Origin of the sequence: Pacificimonas pallii (assembly GCF_019204005.1) — a bacterium.
Taxonomy (GTDB): Bacteria; Pseudomonadota; Alphaproteobacteria; order Sphingomonadales; family Sphingomonadaceae; genus Pacificimonas; species Pacificimonas pallii.
In genome coordinates this window covers 524177-541636 of the sequence record NZ_JAGSPA010000001.1, presented here as the reverse complement: position 1 = coordinate 541636, position 17460 = coordinate 524177, and the positions used below count along the sequence as shown (strand labels likewise).

The window sequence follows — 17460 nt, the reverse complement described above, 5'->3', positions numbered from 1 at the left end:
GGGTTTCGCCCTGCTTTCCTTGCCGGGCGGAACCGCGTTCCTGATTTCTCGCGTGTTGTTACCAGGCGTTCCATCCGTGCGAGCCACTGCGCGACGGTGGCTCATGTCTCGGAATCGCTGGTGGCGTGTATATAGGAACGCGGTGGCTGCGAGTCAAAGGCTCGCGGGCCCCCTCTTCACGCCGCTGCGAACGCGTCACCCGCCAAGATGACGTCGCAGGTAAACTGTCGGTCTGCTTTACACATTGTTCACATGGCGTCAGGGCAGCGTCATTGTAAGTAACGGAAAGCGTAACAAATGGCGCCGATGGCACGAAGTTTGCTAAGAGTCGCGAATGTTATTAGCAGCGGTTTCAAGGCGATATGACCATTATGGGCATTTAATTTCGTAAATGCAACGACTTGCGGCTCGCGAGAGCGGCCGGAATATATTTATCCTGTTTGAAAGTGACATTCATTGTGAAGCGTATCCTGATTTTTGTCGACGAAGCCAATTTCGCCCATGCCGCCTATCAGGCAGGCAAGAAGACCGACTATATCGCGCTGGCCGATTATCTGGCGGACGAGGGGCATGACCGGCAGCTTGTTGAAATGGTCGTCTATCTCGGCCTGCCGCCCGCGATGCGCTATGAAGACATGCCGGTCGAATGGCAGCAGCGCCATGATTCCAAGATCCGTTTTCGCGATTTCCTGCGCTTCAACGGTTTCATGGCCGTCACGCACCACGGCAAGGGATCGCCGCAGCGCCCCGAGACGCTGAACGCCAATGTCGATGTGCTGATGGCGATGGACGCGGTGGAAATGTGCCTGGAAGTGCGACCGGACGTGGTCGTGCTGGTCACGGGCGACGCCGACTTCCACTATCTGGCGGAGAAACTGCGCCGCCGCGGCATTCGTGTCGAGGTCGCTTCGACGAAGGCACAGGTATCGCTGGAGCTCCAGAAGGCGGCGAACGACTTTATCGACCTTTCGGATTTCATGGGCGGCATGGATGATTGGGAAAATCACCGCGATCTTGATGATGGCGAAGACATGTATGATGACGAACTGGACGACTAGCAGGGGCCACTTCACCTGGCGGGACGCGCCCGCGAGGGGCGCTTGCATCCCGCGACGTCCGTCATATGGTCCGTAAACGGGGGAGCTTGGTCTTTGTGGCGCCGGGATTAGCTGGAACCGGAAAAGGTGCGGAACACCGCCTGGCCGCCGCGCTGGATCGCTGGCGCACCGGCGACGATGACGCGCGCGAGGCGGTCATGGACGCGCTGTATCAGGATCTCAGAAAGCTTGCCGGCAATATGCTGGCGCGCGACAGTCGCCGTGCGGCGATGCAGCCGACCGAACTGGTGCATGAATGCGCGCTTCGCCTGTTCAATCTCGACGATATGAGTTTCGCCGACCGTGCGCATTTTCTGGCGATGGCGGCAACCACGATGCGCCGCGTCCTCGTCGATCAGGCGCGCAAGGCGCATGCGTCGAAGCGTGCGGGACAGCATGTCACGCTGCTGACCGGGCTTGCCGCGCAGACAAGGATGCCACGTGATACGCTGGCGGTGCACGACGCGTTGACGTCGCTTGCGGAGATATCCGCCGACCGCGCGCGGATCGTGGAAATGAAGTTCTTCGGAGGGATGACCAACGTCGAAATTGCGACTGCGCTGGACGTTTCGGAGTCCACGGTAAAACGCAGCTGGCGCAGTGCGCGGGCATGGCTTGAGCTGGAACTGGGCGCTGAAACGCCCGATCGGGACGGAGGACTGGCCCCTGCCGCAGCCGCTTGACGTTCGCGCTCTCGATATCGTTGAGAATGCCCTGGACCGCGTGGGGGACGCGCGGACGCAATATGTCACCGCCAGCTGCGCGGGCGACGAGGCGCTCGAAACCCGCGTTCGTGAGCTTTTGCTGGCCGAAGACCGGGCGGAAATGAACACGGGCGCCGGCCTGGAAGCCGCCTTTGGCGACCGCCCGCCGCCGCGTGTCGGACCTTACCGGATTACCGGGCGCATCGCAGAGGGCGGCATGGGCACCGTCTGGGCAGGCGAGCGCGACGATGGCGCGTTTGAACGCAGGGTCGCCGTTAAGTTCGTACCTGTGCAGTCGGCGAGCGAAAATGTTCTGGCGCGCTTCCAGACGGAACAGGCGCTGCTCGCGCAGTTGCAGCATCCCGGGATTGCCGTGATGCTGGACGGCGGCACCATAACGGGCGCGGATTCGGCAGGCGGCACCGCTGACCGCCCCTATATCGTGATGGAATATGTCGAGGGTGAGCCCTTCGCTTATGACCCTGACCGCGCCCTTGACGATACGCTGGATGCGTTCACGCGCGTTCTTGCCGCCGTGGCTCATGCCCACCGCAACCTGGTCCTGCACAGGGATATCAAGCCGGGCAACATCCTCATTACGCAGGATGGGCGCCCGAAACTGCTCGACTTCGGCATTGCGAAACTGATGGCGGAGGCAGCGGGTCCCGGTGACAATACCGGCTTTGGCGCCGTTCCGGTGACGCCCGCTTATGCCGCCCCCGAGCGGCTGGCCGGAGACGTCGCGACCACGGCCAGCGACATCTATTCGCTCGGCGTGCTGTTATATGAACTTACGAGCGGGGCGCGGCCTTTCGATCTTGCTGGCCTCAGCCTGCCTGAAGCGCATAAGCGCGTCACCACCGAAACACCGCCACCTGCCATCGGCGTCCCGGCCGACATCGACATGATCGCGCGCACCGCGATGCATCCGGACCCGGTTCAGCGCTATGCCACCGTCGAGGCGATGGCAGCCGATGTAAGAGCCTTTCTGCGCGGCCATCCCATCGCGGCGCGCGGCGATGACTGGCGCTACCGCGCACGGAAGCTGCTTGCCCGCAACAAGGCGGCGAGTGCGATTGCGGCGTCCGCGCTCGTCCTGTTGATCGGCGCGCTGGCGGCGACCCTGCTCGCGCTCGATCGCGCGCAGACCGCCAGGGCGGATGCGGACCAGCGTTTCGCCGACGTGCGGGAACTGGCAAACACATTGATGTCCGACGTGCACGATGCCGTCGCCGACGTACCCGGGTCGACGTCGGCGCGCGAAGTGATTGCGTCGACCGCGCAGGGATATCTCGACAGGCTTGCGCGGACGGAAAATGCCGATGTCGGTCTGCTCGTCGAAACCGGGCGCGGTTATTTGCGGCTGGCGGAAGTGCAGGGCGGCCTCGATGACGGCGCGCTTGGCAAGGGCGACGCGGCCAATGAATCGGTGCGTGCCGGAGAAGCCATTCTGGAAGCCGCGCATGCGCGCTACCCGGAGGCGGCGGAGGCGCAGCTTGCGCTCGCCGACCTGCGGCTGAAGCAGGCCGCCAGGGCTTTATACGAAGATTCGGACCCTGAAGGCGCGCTTGCCCTGGTGGCGACTGCCCGTGAACTTTACGCAGGCCTTGGCCCTGAACATTCCGAAGCGCGGCTCGGCCTCGTCAACAGCGTCCGCTATCAGGGGGATGCTTATAACTGGCAGAACAAATTTGCTGAATCCGCCGAACGACTGACTGAGGGGCTGAGACAGTTCAGGGCGCTGCCGAATGACATACAGGCGCAGAAACAGGGGCTTGCGGTGCAGGTCAATCTGCTGCGCCAGCGGGGACTCTCCTATTCCTATCTGAAGCAACATGACCTCGCGATTGCCGACCTTCGCGAAACCGTCGAGGTGCAAAAGGCGCTGATGGGTGCGGACGGTGAGACGGCGAAATACAGGCGCGGCCGCGCCGTTGCCCTATGGTCGCTTGCCAGCGGGCTGGTGACGGCTGAGCAATCCCTGCCAGAGGCGGTGTCGCTCTATACCGAAGCGCTGGACATCGCCCAGGAGCTTAGCCGCCGTGATCCCGAAGATCGCGGGGCGATCTATCTGCTGTTCGCGATATACGCGAATCGCGGCGGCGCCTTTCATGCCATGGAGAATTATGCGGCCGCGATCGAAGACCGCAAAACGTCACTCGCGCTGCGAAAGACATGGGCAGGCATGCGCGATCCCGATGCGAATGGTGCGCGAAACCTCATGATCGCCGCTGACGAACTTTCAGACAGCTACCTCGCCGCCGGACAGATCGCGGCGGGCTGCGCGATGACCCGCGAAGCCCGCGGTTATGTCGAGGACCTGCGCGGCTATGGCGGCATAACGCCCAACGACCAGGCCTATACGGTGAAAAGCGTCGAGGAGAATGAGGCGCGCTGCTAGGGGTGTGCAGTGTCCTGCGTGCGACAGTCATGCACCATGTGCGGCGGCGCACACCCTGATAACGGGATGACTATGACAGCCGCCTGTTACCCCGATGATCCTGGCGGGTCCCTCAGCGAGGACGCTAGCGTACCCATCTTTGACCAGTCGCGCGCGCTGTTCGTCTTCGATGGCCATTGCGCGTTCTGTTCTGCGGCTGCGGCATTCGTGCTGAGATATGATCGCGCCCATCGGATCAATCTGACTCCGGCGCAGTCACCTTTGGGCACTGCCCTTTACAATCACTATGCCCTGCGCACGGACGATTACGAGACCAATCTGCTGATCGAGCATGGCAAGCTGCTGACCAAGGCGGATGCGTCGATCCGGCTGTTCGAACTGCTGGGCGGTATCTGGCGCATTGCCGCGATAGGCAGGCTGCTCCCGCGCGCCATGCGGGACGCGCTATACAAGATGATTGCCCGCAACCGGATGCGGATTGCCGGACGACGCGAACAGTGTTTCTTGCCGACGGCTGCGCAGCGTGCGCGGTTTATCGGGTTGTGACTGCGCTGAACATATTGCTGGTGGGCGGGTCCGGTATGTTCGGGCGGCGGCTGGCGGAACTGCTGCTCGGGGAGCCGGGCGTGCACCTGATCCTGGCCGGTCGCAGTCTGGACCGCGCGGAAGCGGCGTGTCGCAGGCTGCGTCAGAAGCTGCCAGACACGGCTTGCACGGCGCTTGCCTTTGACCGGGACAGCGCGTCGGCTGCGGACATCACCGCTGCGGGGGCAGGCCTCCTCATCGATGCAAGCGGCCCATTTCAGGATTATACCGACCCCTACCGCCTGGCGCGGGCCGCGATTGCGGCGGGCATCGACTATATCGACCTTGCCGACGCGCGGACGTTCGTCACTGGGATCGATGCGTTGGACGGGGCGGCAAAAGCGGCGGGCGTTTTTGTCCGCAGCGGTGCCTCGACCTGTCCCGCCATCACGGTGGCTGCACTGGCCGACATGACGGCGGGGTGGCGGGCGGTGCATCATGTCCGTGCTGGCATCGCGCCCAGCCCGCGCATCCGCATGGGCCACAGTGTCATCCGCGCCATTGCCGCGCAGGCCGGACGTTCGCTTCCCGCGCCGCAGGGGCAGTGCCATGCCCTGGCTGGCGGCTGGAGCGATAGCGTCGCGATTCCAGGCGGTGCGCCGCTTGGCCCGCTCAGCTTTGCGCGGGTCGATGTGCCGGAATATGAAACCCTGCTGCAGCGCTGGCCGGGCCTTCAAAGTGTCGATTTCGGAGTCGCCACTCGCCCTGCTTTCGCACAATTCGGTTTGGTGCTTGCAGCGCGGCTGGTGAAGGCGCGCCTGCTCCCGGGGCTTGAATGGCTCGCAGTGCCCATGCGCATCGTGGCCAATCTGTTCAGGTTCGGGGACCATCGCGGCGGCATGCTGGTGACGGTGCAGGGCGAGGGCGCGAACGGCGCGGTCCTTGCCGCCAGCTGGCACCTGATCGCACCGGGTGACAATGGGCCATATCTACCCGCCATCGTAGCCGCTGCGACCGTTCGTGCACTGCTTTCAGGGCAGCGTCCTCGCAACGGTGCGCGCGACGGCGGCGATCTCGTGACGCTCGCCGATTGCGCGCCCTGGCTGCAGCGTTTTGGCATTGCGACCGCCATTCGCGCAGAAATTCGGCCCGCCACGCTTTATCGGCGCGTGCTGGGGACGGCATATGATCGGCTGCCCGCGCCGTTGCAGGTAATGCATCAGGTTGATGACGTTGTCATGGCAACCGGAGAGGCCGCTGTGGATGGTCCGGCGAATATTGTGGGCCACGCGATCGCGTGGCTGTTCCGCCTGCCGGGAAAGCGCGCGTCAGTACCATTGCGCGTCGCCATAACTCGCAATGAAACGGGCGAGCGCTGGGAACGGCATTTTGGCGATCATGTCATGGAAAGTCACATGCAGGATGACGGACCATGGCTGATCGAGCGGTTCGGGCCGCTCCGCTTTCGCATGGCGCTGACGGTCAAAAATGCCCGCATCCACATGCCGCTCAGCAGCTGGACGGTCTTTCACATTCCCATGCCGCGCTTCCTGGTACCGCGCATAAAGGCGCATGAGCATGCCGATGATGGCCGCTTCAATTTCCATGTCGATATCGCACTGCCGATAATCGGCAGGCTGGTGCGCTATCGCGGGTGGCTGATACGGGATGATATGTAGTGACCTCGCACCATATTTGGACCGCGCCGCCGCCCAACCCTTTTTCCGGCCTTGCCGCCGTCTCTCCGGAAGCCTAGCTCGCCCGCATGACACATATTCACTCCGACCTTCGCGCCGCCGCCCTCACGTCCAAAGCCTGGCCCTATGAAGAGGCGCGCCGGGTGCTGAAACGCTACCCCGATGGCCGCAAGCCCGATGGATTGCCGATTATTTTCGAAACGGGGTACGGCCCGTCCGGCCTGCCGCACATCGGGACCTTCAATGAAGTTCTGCGTACCACCATGGTGCGCCGCGCGCTGCATGAGATGGCGGATGTGGAAACGCGCCTGATCGCGTTCAGTGACGATATGGACGGGCTGCGCAAGGTACCGGACAACATCCCGAACGCCGATGCATTGACCCCGCACCTTGGCAAGCCGCTGACGCAGATTCCGGACCCTTTCGGGACGCATGACAGTTTCGCTGCGCATAACAATGCACGGCTGTGCGCGTTTCTCGATCAATATGGTTTTGAATATGAATTCATGTCGTCGACCGAACAATATCAGGGCGGCCATTTCGACGATGCGCTGAAAAATGTGCTGCGCCGCTATCAGCAGATCATGGATATCATGCTGCCGACTCTGCGCGAAGAGCGGCGCGCGACCTATTCCCCGGTTCTGCCGATCAGCCCGTCCACCGGCGTCGTCCTGCAGGTGCCGGTGGAGGTGCTTGATTGGGAAACGGGGATGATCCGTTTCACCGGGGAGGATGGCACGGTTCACGAACAGTCCGCGCTCGGCGGCGCGGCAAAGCTGCAATGGAAAGCGGACTGGGCCATGCGCTGGGTCGCGCTGGGTGTCGATTACGAGATGTATGGCAAGGACCTGACCGATTCAGGCGTGCAGTCCGGGCGGATCGCGAAGGTGCTTGGCGGGCGCAAGCCCGAAGGCATGATCTACGAGATGTTCCTGGATGCCGCGGGCGAGAAGATTTCCAAGTCCAAGGGCAATGGCCTCTCCATCGACGACTGGCTGAGATACGGGCCGGAGGAATCGCTCGCTTTCTATATCTTCCGCGAGCCGAAACGCGCGAAACAGTTGCACAACGGCCTGATTCCAAAGGTGATCGACGATTATTACGCCGCGCGCGCGCTGTGGCACGAGCAAGGCTGGGACAAGCGTCTCGGCAATGCCGCGCATCATGTGCATATGGCAAAACCGGGCGGGAAAGTTCCGGCGAACGAGCTGCCCGTGCCATTCAGCCTGCTTCTCAACCTTGTCGGCGTGATGGGCGAGGAGGCGGACAGGGACACCGTCTGGGCGTACCTTGCGAACTATGTGCCTGACGCGACGCCTGCATCGGAACCCGAGCTTGATGCGCTTATTGGCCATGCGGTCGCTTATGTGCGGACCGTGGTCGCGCCGACTTTGCAGAAGCGCGCGCCGACGGATCAGGAGCGTGCCGCGCTTCAGGACCTTGACGACCGGCTGGCCGGCCTTGGATCTGTTCAGGCTGAGGACATCCAGAATGAGGTTTATGCCGTGGGGAAAGCGCATGAATTCCAGCCTCTCCGGGCCTGGTTCTCCGCGCTCTATGAAACGCTTCTGGGAAGCAGTCAGGGTCCGCGCATGGGTAGCTTCATCTCGCTTTACGGCATCGAAAATTCACGGAAGCTGATCGCGGAGGCGCTGGCCCGATGAGTGGGCGGAAATTGCCGCTTGTCATGATGGCCGCACTGTCGCTTGGCCTTGCCGTGCCCGCAGGCGCAATGTCGGTGCAGGAGCTTTACGCGGCGGGCAATTACGCCGCCGCGGCGAAGGCTGCGCGCGGGGATGAGACGGCGGCGAACCTGACGCTCGGCGCGCGGTCGACGCTGGTGCGCGCGGCTTATCAGGCGGACAGCAAGGACGAGGCGCTGATGCTGATCGCGGACGCCGAAGCGGATGCGGATACCGCGCTTCATCTGGCGCCCGGCAACGCCGCCGCGCTGCTGCAAAAGGCGGCGGCGATTGGCTATCGTGCGCAGCTGACGAAGAGCCCTTCGCTGGGAAAGAGGGCGCTGCGCCTGATGGTTCAGGCCGCGAATGCGGACCCGCGCGACGCCTTTGCGCAGGCGGCCATTGGCGGCTGGCATTCCGGCGCGATTGGCACACTGGGTAAATTCATCGCTGGCGGCGTGGTCGGTGCCAAGTCCGACCGGGCCGTCGAGGCCTTTGAAAAGGCGATACGGCTAGACGGCCGTGATCCAACCTACCGGGTTTTCTACGCCGTGGGCATGGTCGAGATCGGCAAGGAGGACGAAGCGGAAAAGCTGCGCGCGATCCTGGCGCCCGCCGCAAGAGCAAAGCCGCGCGACGCGTTCGAACGCATGATGAAAGCGCAGGCGGCAATGCTGCTCGCCCTGGTCGATGACGAGGACAAGTTCGAGGACGCCGCGAAGGCCGCAAAGCCGTTCGCGAAGTTCCTCTAGGGCACCGAGCCCCTAAAGATCGAGCGCCTTTGCGACGGCGTCATGGGTGATCTTGCCGCCTCTGACATTCAGGCCCTCGGCAAGGAAGGGGTCGGCGGCCATCGCCGCGTCCGCGCCCATATTGGCCAGTTTCACGATGAAGGGCAGCGTCGCATTATTCAGCGCGAAGGTGGACGTGCGCGCAACCGCGCCCGGCATGTTGGCGACGCAATAATGGATGACGTCCTCTTCAATATAAATCGGTTCGTCATGCGTCGTGGGGCGCGACGTCTCAAAGCAGCCGCCCTGATCGATGGCGACATCGACAAGAACAGAGCCGCGCCGCATCGTCTTCAGCATGTCGCGTGTCACCAGCTTTGGTGCGGCGGCGCCCGGAATAAGGACGGCACCGATCAGGAGATGCGACGTTTCGACGGCGCGGCGCACGGCCGCGGCGCTGGCGTAAACGGTCTTCACCCGGTTCTGGAACAGCTCGTCCAGCTCGGCCAGGCGCATGGTCGAAACGTCATAGATCGTCACGTCGGCGCCCAGACCGACGGCCATCTGCGCCGCGTTGAAGCCGGAAACGCCGCCGCCAAGGATGGCGACTTTCGCCGGAGCAACGCCGGGAACGCCGCCCAGCAGGACGCCGCGGCCGCCATTCGCCTTTTCCAGATAATGCGCGCCCGCCTGTACCGACAGTCGTCCGGCGACCTGGCTCATCGGGCGCAGCAGCGGCAGTGCGCCGGTTTTGTCGGTCACGGTCTCATAGGCGATGCAGGTCGCGCCCGATTTCATCAGCGCCTCCGCCTGCGGCTTGTCGGCGGCCAGGTGAAGATAGGTAAACAGCGTCTGATGTGGTTGCAGCCACGCACATTCGTGCAGTTGCGGTTCCTTCACCTTGACGATCATGTCGGCGGTGCTGAACACGGCCTCGGCGGTTGGCAGGACGGTCGCGCCGACCTCCTGATAATCCGCGTCGGAAAAATCGATGCCGTCGCCTGCCCCGGTCTCGACAAACACTTCATGTCCGCCCGCGCCCGTCAGCTCGAAAACAGATGCCGGCGTCATACCGACGCGATATTCGTGGACCTTGATTTCCTTGGGGACGCCGATTTTCATCTGAGCGGACTTTCTGCTGAGAGGGGAGACTGTCGCCGTATTATAATGTTGCGCATATCATTGCACCAGAGATTTGCGTCCCATGCTGATTTCGCCGCGAATTTTTTCGAATTCGAGACTGGCGACCGGATAAGCGCAGTAATCCGCTGCATAATAGGCGCTGGGGCGGTGATTGCCGGAATCGCCAACGCCGCCAAACGGCGCTGATGATGACGCCCCATTTGTCGGCCGGTTCCAGTTGACGATGCCCGCACGAACCTCGCGCCGGAACCGGTCATAAAGGTCTGGATCGTCGCTGATCAGGCCCGCAGACAGGCCAAAGCGCGTATTGTTCGCCTCGTCCATCGCCTGATCGAAATCATTGACACGGATCATCTGCAGCACCGGGCCGAACATTTCTTCGTCCGGACGATTTTCAACTGCGGTCACGTCCAGGATGGCGGGTGTCAGGAACGGCCGCTCGGGATCGGGCCGTTCGAGTTTCCGGATCGCCTTCGCGCCGCCCATCTGCAGGTTGAGATATTGTTCCTGCAGCTGGTCCGCGGCGCGGTTGGAAACGACAGGACCCATAAAGGGCTGCGGGTCGTCAAATGGCGATCCGACGATCAGGTCCGCGGTCAGCTCGTTCATAAAATGCATGATTTCGTCATGCACCTTGTCGCGCACGATCAGTCGGCGCGAGCAGGTGCAGCGCTGACCTGCCGACAGAAATGCGGATTGCACGATCAGCGCTGCGGCGGCTTCCAGGTCGTTTTCATGAACGTCCCAGACGACAAGTGGGTTGTTGCCGCCCATTTCCAGCGCCAGGATCTTGCCCGGTGTCTCGCTGAACTGCCTGGACAGCATCTTGCCGGTGCCGCTGCTGCCTGTGAATAGCAGGCCATCTATGCCCTTATGCCCCGCAAGCGCGCGGCCCGTGCCGCCCTCGCCCTGTACGATTTGCAGGCAACCGTCGGGCAGGCCCGCCTCGCTCCAGCATTCCTTCATGATTTCGGCGGTGCCGGGGGCCTGTTCGCTCGGCTTGAAGACGATCGCATTGCCTGCCAGCAGCGCCGGCACGATATGGCCGTTCGGCAAATGCGCGGGGAAATTATAGGGTCCGAGGACCGCCAGCACGCCATGCGCGCGGTGCCGCAGCGCCTGGGTGAACTGCGCGCCCTGAACCTGCCGGTTGCCGGTGCGCTCCTGATAGGCGGTGATCGAAATGTCGATTTTCGACTGGACGGCGGTGACTTCGGTCTTGGTTTCCCAATGGGGCTTGCCGGTTTCCCTTGAAATCATGCGGGCGAGATCTTCGCCGCGGTCGCGGATCTTGTTCTGAAAGCGCTGCACAAGGTTGCGGCGCTCCGATATCGGCCGGGATTCCCAGTGCACCTGTGCGGCCCGCGCATTCCGTACCGCCGCGTCGACATCTTGGGGTGTGGCCGCCGGACCCTGCCACACCACTTCGCCTGTACATGGGTCCGTCGAAATCAGTTCATCGCGCGACATGGGTAATGGTGTCTCCGGTAGTGACGTTCAGCGTGGCGGCCTCATGGCTGGGCAGGGTCAGGCCATTTTCTCCGACCGTTGCAGAGGTTGACCATGCGCGGAAATCCCGCAGCTGCCCCGCCGCCGCAAGGCCGCGGCGCTCGGCGTCGGGCATGTCGGTGACGGCCGCAACCGGCATTGGCTGCGCGGCCTTGATGGTGCGCAGACTGTTGGTTGCCGCCACCATGGTGGGGCCGCCGTCGAAAATGTCGACATAGCCATTATAGGCGAACCCTTCCTTCTCCAGCATCCGCATCGCCGGTACACCGCTTTCGTGCGGCTGGCCGATGGCCGCCTGTGCCGCCTCCGGCAGCAGGGCGGTGTAGATTGCCAGTTTTGGCATGAGGTCGGCAATGAACTGATTTCCATTCAAGGAATTAAATGTGTCGGCTTCATCGAAGTTCATGCCGAAGAACTGGCGGCCGAGACCGTCCCAGAACGGCGAATGCCCGTTCTCATCGATGCGCCCGCGCAGTTCCGCGATCACACGATCGGCGAAACGCTGCCTGTGACGCGCGATGAAAAGATAGCGGCTGCGCGCCAGCATGCCGCCCAGGCCGCCGGTCCTGAGATCAGGGTGTAGGAACAGGCCGCCGACTTCACTGGCGTCGTTGAAATCGTTGACGAGATGCAGGACGTCGAGGCGAATGGTGCGCTCCAGCTCCTGCGAAAACTGGCTGAGGCAGGACATGCGATAGGAATAGAAGGGCCAGCGTACGCCAAGGCGACTGAACAGCAGTGCGCTGCCGCCGATGCGTCCCGTGCCCGCCTCCTCCATAAGCAGCATGTAAAGTTCGTCCTGCGGCGCATCGTCTTCGCGCGCGAAGCTGCGATCGGACCAGTTTAGCCGGGCGGCCAGACTGTCGCGATCGGGTGGCAGGTTGGTGAATCCCGCGCCCGTCAACTTGGCAAGTTCCATGACGGCATCGACATCGTCGATCCTCGCGGGCCGCATGAACCAGAAACTCATATATCCAGTCTTCCCTCGGCTAGTCGCATCAGCGTAAGCGCGGCTAACTCGGCCCGTTCGGTCAGACTGTCAACGATCAGGAATTCGCGGTCGGAATGAATCGCGCCGCCGCGTACCCCCATCGTGTCGACGACAGCCAGACCTGCTGCAGCCAGATTGTTCCCATCGCAAACGCCGCCAGTGTGTTTCCAGCGAATGTCGTGCCCCAGCGCCGCGCCGCACTCCTTGACGAGTGTGAACAGTCCCAACTGCTTGTCGTCCAGCGGTTTGGGGGGGCGGGCAAAGCTGCCCGTAATGTCGATCCCGACGTCGTGGCGCTGCTTTATATCGGCGAAAAGTTCGGCCTGTCTGGCTTCCGCCCAGGCCTGATCCTCCGGCGTGAGCGGGCGCACGTTCCAGCGCAGAACGGCGCGTTCCGGCACGACATTATTGGGACCGCCGCCATCCAGCTTTGCGGGGTTCACCGACAATGTCGGTCGTTCATGCTTCATGGTGTCCAGCCGGACGGCAAGGTCGGCCGCGGCGACCAGCGCATTGCGGCCATCCTCTGGATTGCGGCCGGCATGGGCGGCGCGGCCGGTTATGGCGGCTGCGAAATTACCGCTGCCCTTGCGCCCGCCCGCGAGTGTTCCGTCAGGCTCCGCCGCGGGTTCGAAGGTCAGTCCAATCTGGCAGCGGGACGCGGCATCCGCGAGAAGCGGCGCGCTGCCCAGCGAGGACACTTCCTCATCGGCGTTCAGAATGACTTCCCAACCGATCTGCCCGGCGAGCGGCGATGCCTCCAGCGCGGTCAGCGCCTCCAGCATGACGGCAATGCCGCCTTTCATGTCGGCGACGCCGGGACCGTTGAGGACACCATCCTCCAGCCATTTCAGTTCCTGAAAATGATGATCCTTGGGAAACACCGTGTCCATATGACCGGTCAGCAGGATACGGCGATTGCCGCGGCCCGGCCGCACGATATGAACATTGCGGCCATGCGCGAGCGGGATGCGCGCGCCGGTCTCGTCGAGCGTTTCAGCGGGCTCGGGATCGCGGATCTCAGTCTCACCGCCCAGCGGCGCGAACGCCTCGACAAGGATGTCGGCCATTTCGGCAAGCCCGACCAGATTGCGGCTGCCCGTATTCAGCGCGCACCAGCGTTCGACGTTTGACAGCATATCCGGCCCGCGCGAAGCGATGGGGGACAGCGCGCTTTGTTCGGCAATCGTAATCCGTGACATGGCGACGCCTTAACGGCGCCGGGCGCCTTGGTCGAGGGCCGCCCGCGCGGCCTCCGCATCGCGTTTGATCTGCGCCTTCAGGGCGTCAAGCCCGTCCAGCTTCCGCTCCTCGCGCAGCCACGCAATCAGCTCCACATCGATCGTCTTCCCGTACAGATCGCCGCTCCAGTCAAAGAACCAGCTTTCCAGCAGTTCGGCGGGTGGTTCGATCATGGGGCGAATGCCCAGATTGGCGACACCGTCCACGATCTTTCCGTCCGGCAGGTGCCCGCGTACCGCATATACGCCGTAAAGAGGGCGGGCATATTGGTGCAGGCGCAAATTCGCCGTCGGCGTGCCAAGCGTGCGGCCCAGCTTCGCGCCATGTTCCACCTCACCACGAATGGTGAACGGGCGGGTCAGCATGCGCGCCGCCGTGACCATATCGCCCTTCGCGAGCGCGGCGCGGATACGGGTCGAGCTGATACGATGACCCGCGGCGCCGTTCACTGCGGCGACCGCATCGGCGTCGAATTCATAGACGGCGCCTGCGCGCTTCAGATCGTCGGTCGTTCCGGCCGCCCGCGCGCCAAAGGTGAAGTCTTCACCCGTCACGATGCCCTTCAGCCGCAGCCGTTCGACAAGAACGTCGCGGATAAAGTCCTTCGGCGACAGGCGCGCCATGTTGCGGTCAAAGGACAGCACGACGGTCGCGTCGAGCCCGAACCGTTCGAAGAGGTCGAGGCGCTGCGGGATCGTTGTCAGGGTCATGGGCGGCGCGTCCGGCTTGAACAGGCGTACCGGATGCGGGTCGAATGTGATGACGATCGACGGACCGGTCTTGGCGCGCGCGCGCGCCTGCGCCATGCCGACAACGGCCTGATGCCCGCCGTGGAAGCCGTCGAAATTGCCCAGCGCCGCGACGCCGCCATGCAATTCGGGCGGCAATGGGTCGTCTCCCTGAATGCGGATCATGCTCATTCCGCGGGCCGAACCGGGCGGGGCAGGGTCTTCGCCAGCAGAGCGATGAAATTGCCGCCCATTGCCGCCCGGATTTCGGTTTCGCTGAAACCCTGATCCATGAGCGCCTGTGTCAGGGCGGCCATGCCGCTCGCGTCCAGCCCCGTTGTGACGGCCCCGTCGAAATCGCTGCCGAGCGCAACGTGCTCAATGCCAACAAGATCACGGATATGGCGCATGGCGCGCGCCGTCGCGGCGGGCGCTGCCTGGCACACGGCGCCGTCCCACAGACCGACCCCGGTCACGCCGCCGGTCGCTGCGATCCCGCGGATTTCCTCGTCGGTCAGGTTGCGGTTCACGTCGCAAACGGCCTGTACCCCGCCATGGGACGAAACGAGCGGCTTTTCCGCCATGTCGATCAGCTCTGCCAGCGCCTCGTGCGAAAGGTGCGCGACATCGACGAGCATGCCCATGCGTTCCATACGGCGCACGGCCTGCCGCCCCAGCGGGGTCAGGCCGCCCTTGACCTCTCCATGCATCGAACCGGCAAGTTCATTGTCGAAGAAATGCGTGATGCCGCCCATGCGAAACCCCGCAGCGAACAGCCGGTCGAGATTGGCGATATCGCCTTCGATATTGTGCAGCCCTTCCGCGCCCAGCATCGCACCGACGACCGGTTCCCCCGCCGCGCGCCGTTTCAGCACGGCCGCCAGGTCCGCCGTCGTCCGCACCAGTATGAAACCGGCGGGCTCATCCTCCGCGGCATCCCTCAATTCCTGCGCGTGGTATAATGAGCGCTGCAAAAGTGAGCCCCATGTCGCGGGCGGCTGCAACTGCGCAATCACAAGCGGCGTGATATTATCGGTATCCGCGCTATTGGAATCGTAATTCTGACCGCGCGGTGTTTTCGTTACGGAACCAAACACCTGCAGCGCGACATTGCCGTCGCGCAGCCGCTGAAGGTCCACATGGCCGCGATCCGTGCGCCTGTTCGGGTCGCGTTTCCACAGCAGCGTATCGGCATGCATATCGGCGACAATCAGATCGGCATGCAGCGCCGCCGCGTCGTCCGAAACCCGCCAAAGTCCGCTTCCCTCGATCCGGTTCATGGCGCGTTCGACAATCCCCGGCACCGCCCAGAAAAACAGCGCGGCGATGCCGATAAATATGAACGCGGTGAAGACGAACCGGCGCCTCAGCCCACCATATGCCGCCGCTTTCGGTTTTGTCCCGGACGTTGGCTTCGCCCTTGGTTTTGGCCTGCCTTTTTTGGCGGGTGTCCTGGCCATCAGGCGCGTTCCCACGTCACGAAGCTGAAATCGGGCTGCCCGTCAGGCCCCGCATGCCGCTCGCGGCGAATCTCCCGCCAGCGCGAAATGTCGAATTCCGGAAAGAAGGTGTCGCCCTCCGGCCGGGCATGCACCTCGGTCAGCTCCAGCCGCGTCGCCGACGGCAAGGCAAGCGCGTAAATTTCTGCGCCGCCGATAATCATGATCTCGTCCGCGCGCGCCTTCGGGTTCAGGCCAGCCTCGGCGATCGCCTCCGCGAGATTGGCGGCGACATGTGCCCGTTCGCCGGACCATTCCGGATCGCGGGTCATGACGATATTGTGCCGACCAGGCAGCGCGCCGCCCATACTGCCGAACGTCCTGCGGCCCATGATACAGGGCTTTCCGACGGTCAGCGCCTTGAAGTGTTTCAAATCGGCGGGCAGGTGCCATGGCATCGCGCCATCCTTGCCGATCACGCCATTGTCCGCGCGTGCGGCGACCAGGACGATGTCCGGCCTGCTCATACCGCGACGGGGGCCTTAATGTGGGGATGCGGATCATATCCCGATAGTTCGAAATCCTCGAAACGGAAATCGAACAGGCTGACGCGGTCGGCAATGGTCATGGTCGGCAGCGGACGGGGCGAACGTGACAGCTGCGTGCGCGCCTGATCCTCATGATTGGAATAGAGGTGCGCATCGCCAAGCGTGTGGATAAAATCGCCCGGCTCCAGCCCTGAAACCTTCGCGACCATCATCGTCAGCAGAGCATAGCTTGCGATGTTGAAAGGCACGCCAAGAAAAATGTCCGCACTGCGCTGGTACAGCTGGCAGCTTAGCTTTCCGTTCGCGACGTAGAACTGAAACAGGCAGTGACACGGCGGCAGCGCCATATTGTCGACTTCGCCCGGGTTCCACGCACTGACGATCAGGCGGCGGGATTCCGGATTGGTGCGAATTTGATCCAGCACGTTCGACAGCTGGTCCACCACGCGCCCGTCGGCGCTTTCCCAGCGCCGCCACTGCTTGCCATATACCGGGCCAAGCTCGCCATTCTCATCCGCCCAGTCGTCCCAGATGGAAACGCCATTATCCTTCAGATAGCGGATGTTGGTATCGCCCGCGATGAACCACAATAATTCATGGACGATGCTTTTCAGATGCAGCCTCTTGGTCGTCAGCAGGGGGAATCCCGCGCTGAGGTCGAAGCGCATCTGATAACCGAAAATACTGCGCGTGCCCGTTCCAGTCCGGTCGCCGCGCACCGCGCCGCCGTCAAGCGCGGCGCGCATTAGATCGAGATATGGCTGCATGCGCGGCGTCATGCGCCAATGCCGGGAATTTGTGAAGAGGTCCGTATGCCCCGCCATGTCCTCCGGCGCGGACAAACCTTACCACGCGGCACGCGCGAAAAATCAGCCGATTGAAGTAACTATATGATAATTTGCTATATTTTTGAGAAATTAAAGCAAATTTAGGATTTACCATTGTCAGAGAGGCGCCGTTAATGCGCGGCTGCGAATTTCTGAGGTCTATCCGCAAATACCTGTTGATAGAGTGGGAAGTACC

At 63.0% G+C, this 17460-nt stretch carries 15 protein-coding genes; 7 read left to right on the top strand and 8 right to left on the bottom strand.

What is annotated here, in order from left to right:
• The first annotated feature begins 458 nt into the window (after window positions 1-458).
• The 7 genes from KCG44_RS02455 to KCG44_RS02425 all read left to right on the top strand — a co-directional run bounded on the left by KCG44_RS02455 (window position 459) and on the right by KCG44_RS02425 (window position 8858).
• A complete protein-coding gene (locus KCG44_RS02455; protein WP_218443994.1) occupies window positions 459-1058 on the top strand; it encodes a LabA-like NYN domain-containing protein in 600 nt (199 codons plus the stop codon).
• A gap of 95 nt (window positions 1059-1153) precedes the next feature.
• On the top strand, window positions 1154-1780 hold the full coding sequence (locus tag KCG44_RS02450) for an ECF-type sigma factor (RefSeq protein WP_218443993.1): 627 nt from the start codon (window positions 1154-1156) through the stop codon (window positions 1778-1780).
• Entirely contained in the window at window positions 1713-4202 is a 2490-nt protein-coding gene (locus tag KCG44_RS02445) for a serine/threonine-protein kinase (RefSeq protein ID WP_218443991.1), read from the top strand. The genes KCG44_RS02450 and KCG44_RS02445 overlap by 68 nt, the downstream gene beginning before the upstream one ends.
• 72 nt (window positions 4203-4274) lie before the next feature.
• Window positions 4275-4748 (top strand): thiol-disulfide oxidoreductase DCC family protein, encoded by a 474-nt coding sequence (locus KCG44_RS02440; RefSeq protein ID WP_218443990.1) that lies wholly within the window; start codon window positions 4275-4277, stop codon window positions 4746-4748.
• On the top strand, window positions 4745-6406 hold the full coding sequence (locus KCG44_RS02435; protein ID WP_218443989.1) for a saccharopine dehydrogenase family protein: 1662 nt from the start codon (window positions 4745-4747) through the stop codon (window positions 6404-6406). Before KCG44_RS02440 ends, KCG44_RS02435 begins: the two co-directional genes overlap by 4 nt.
• Before the next feature lie 86 nt (window positions 6407-6492).
• Window positions 6493-8088, top strand: coding sequence for a lysine--tRNA ligase (locus KCG44_RS02430; RefSeq protein ID WP_218443988.1), 1596 nt, complete (start codon window positions 6493-6495; stop codon window positions 8086-8088).
• A complete protein-coding gene (locus KCG44_RS02425; protein WP_218443986.1) occupies window positions 8085-8858 on the top strand; it encodes a tetratricopeptide repeat protein in 774 nt (257 codons plus the stop codon). Before KCG44_RS02430 ends, KCG44_RS02425 begins: the two co-directional genes overlap by 4 nt.
• 12 nt (window positions 8859-8870) lie before the next feature.
• On the opposite strand, the gene ald is transcribed toward KCG44_RS02425, so the two are convergent.
• Genes ald through KCG44_RS02385 form a run of 8 tightly spaced genes read right to left on the bottom strand, consistent with a single transcriptional unit; the run spans window position 8871 to window position 17204 of the window.
• A complete protein-coding gene (gene ald, locus KCG44_RS02420; RefSeq protein ID WP_218443985.1) occupies window positions 8871-9959 on the bottom strand; it encodes an alanine dehydrogenase in 1089 nt (362 codons plus the stop codon).
• 57 nt (window positions 9960-10016) lie between these two features.
• Window positions 10017-11450 carry a succinylglutamate-semialdehyde dehydrogenase gene (astD, locus tag KCG44_RS02415; protein WP_218443984.1) on the bottom strand — a complete coding sequence of 478 codons (1434 nt, stop codon included), beginning with the start codon at window positions 11448-11450 and terminating at the stop codon, window positions 10017-10019.
• Window positions 11437-12459 carry an arginine N-succinyltransferase gene (locus KCG44_RS02410; protein ID WP_218443983.1) on the bottom strand — a complete coding sequence of 341 codons (1023 nt, stop codon included), beginning with the start codon at window positions 12457-12459 and terminating at the stop codon, window positions 11437-11439. Before KCG44_RS02410 ends, astD begins: the two co-directional genes overlap by 14 nt.
• Complete coding sequence (locus tag KCG44_RS02405) at window positions 12456-13682, bottom strand: hydrolase (protein WP_218443981.1); 1227 nt, start codon at window positions 13680-13682, stop codon at window positions 12456-12458. The genes KCG44_RS02410 and KCG44_RS02405 overlap by 4 nt, the downstream gene beginning before the upstream one ends.
• Window positions 13683-13691: 9 nt before the next feature.
• Window positions 13692-14636, bottom strand: a complete 945-nt coding sequence (locus KCG44_RS02400; RefSeq protein WP_218443980.1) for a bifunctional riboflavin kinase/FAD synthetase — start codon at window positions 14634-14636, stop codon at window positions 13692-13694.
• 2 nt (window positions 14637-14638) lie between these two features.
• On the bottom strand, window positions 14639-15910 hold the full coding sequence (locus tag KCG44_RS02395; protein WP_218443979.1) for a dipeptidase: 1272 nt from the start codon (window positions 15908-15910) through the stop codon (window positions 14639-14641).
• Entirely contained in the window at window positions 15910-16416 is a 507-nt protein-coding gene (locus KCG44_RS02390) for a dihydrofolate reductase (protein WP_218443978.1), read from the bottom strand. Before KCG44_RS02390 ends, KCG44_RS02395 begins: the two co-directional genes overlap by 1 nt.
• Window positions 16413-17204, bottom strand: a complete 792-nt coding sequence (locus KCG44_RS02385) for a thymidylate synthase (RefSeq protein WP_218444630.1) — start codon at window positions 17202-17204, stop codon at window positions 16413-16415. The genes KCG44_RS02390 and KCG44_RS02385 overlap by 4 nt, the downstream gene beginning before the upstream one ends.
• Window positions 17205-17460: the final 256 nt, after the last annotated feature.

What these genes read in the sequence shown, in the direction of transcription:
- KCG44_RS02395 (WP_218443979.1), bottom strand. Translation starts at nt 15,910, where the DNA reads ATGGCCAGGACACCCGCCAAAAAAGGCAGGCCAAAACCAAGGGCGAAG.
- KCG44_RS02440 (WP_218443990.1), top strand. Translation starts at nt 4,275, where the DNA reads ATGACAGCCGCCTGTTACCCCGATGATCCTGGCGGGTCCCTCAGCGAG.
- KCG44_RS02425 (WP_218443986.1), top strand. Translation starts at nt 8,085, where the DNA reads ATGAGTGGGCGGAAATTGCCGCTTGTCATGATGGCCGCACTGTCGCTT.
- KCG44_RS02385 (WP_218444630.1), bottom strand. Translation starts at nt 17,204, where the DNA reads ATGCAGCCATATCTCGATCTAATGCGCGCCGCGCTTGACGGCGGCGCG.
- KCG44_RS02400 (WP_218443980.1), bottom strand. Translation starts at nt 14,636, where the DNA reads ATGATCCGCATTCAGGGAGACGACCCATTGCCGCCCGAATTGCATGGC.
- KCG44_RS02430 (WP_218443988.1), top strand. Translation starts at nt 6,493, where the DNA reads ATGACACATATTCACTCCGACCTTCGCGCCGCCGCCCTCACGTCCAAA.
- KCG44_RS02390 (WP_218443978.1), bottom strand. Translation starts at nt 16,416, where the DNA reads ATGAGCAGGCCGGACATCGTCCTGGTCGCCGCACGCGCGGACAATGGC.
- astD (WP_218443984.1), bottom strand. Translation starts at nt 11,450, where the DNA reads ATGTCGCGCGATGAACTGATTTCGACGGACCCATGTACAGGCGAAGTG.
- ald (WP_218443985.1), bottom strand. Translation starts at nt 9,959, where the DNA reads ATGAAAATCGGCGTCCCCAAGGAAATCAAGGTCCACGAATATCGCGTC.
- KCG44_RS02410 (WP_218443983.1), bottom strand. Translation starts at nt 12,459, where the DNA reads ATGAGTTTCTGGTTCATGCGGCCCGCGAGGATCGACGATGTCGATGCC.
- KCG44_RS02405 (WP_218443981.1), bottom strand. Translation starts at nt 13,682, where the DNA reads ATGTCACGGATTACGATTGCCGAACAAAGCGCGCTGTCCCCCATCGCT.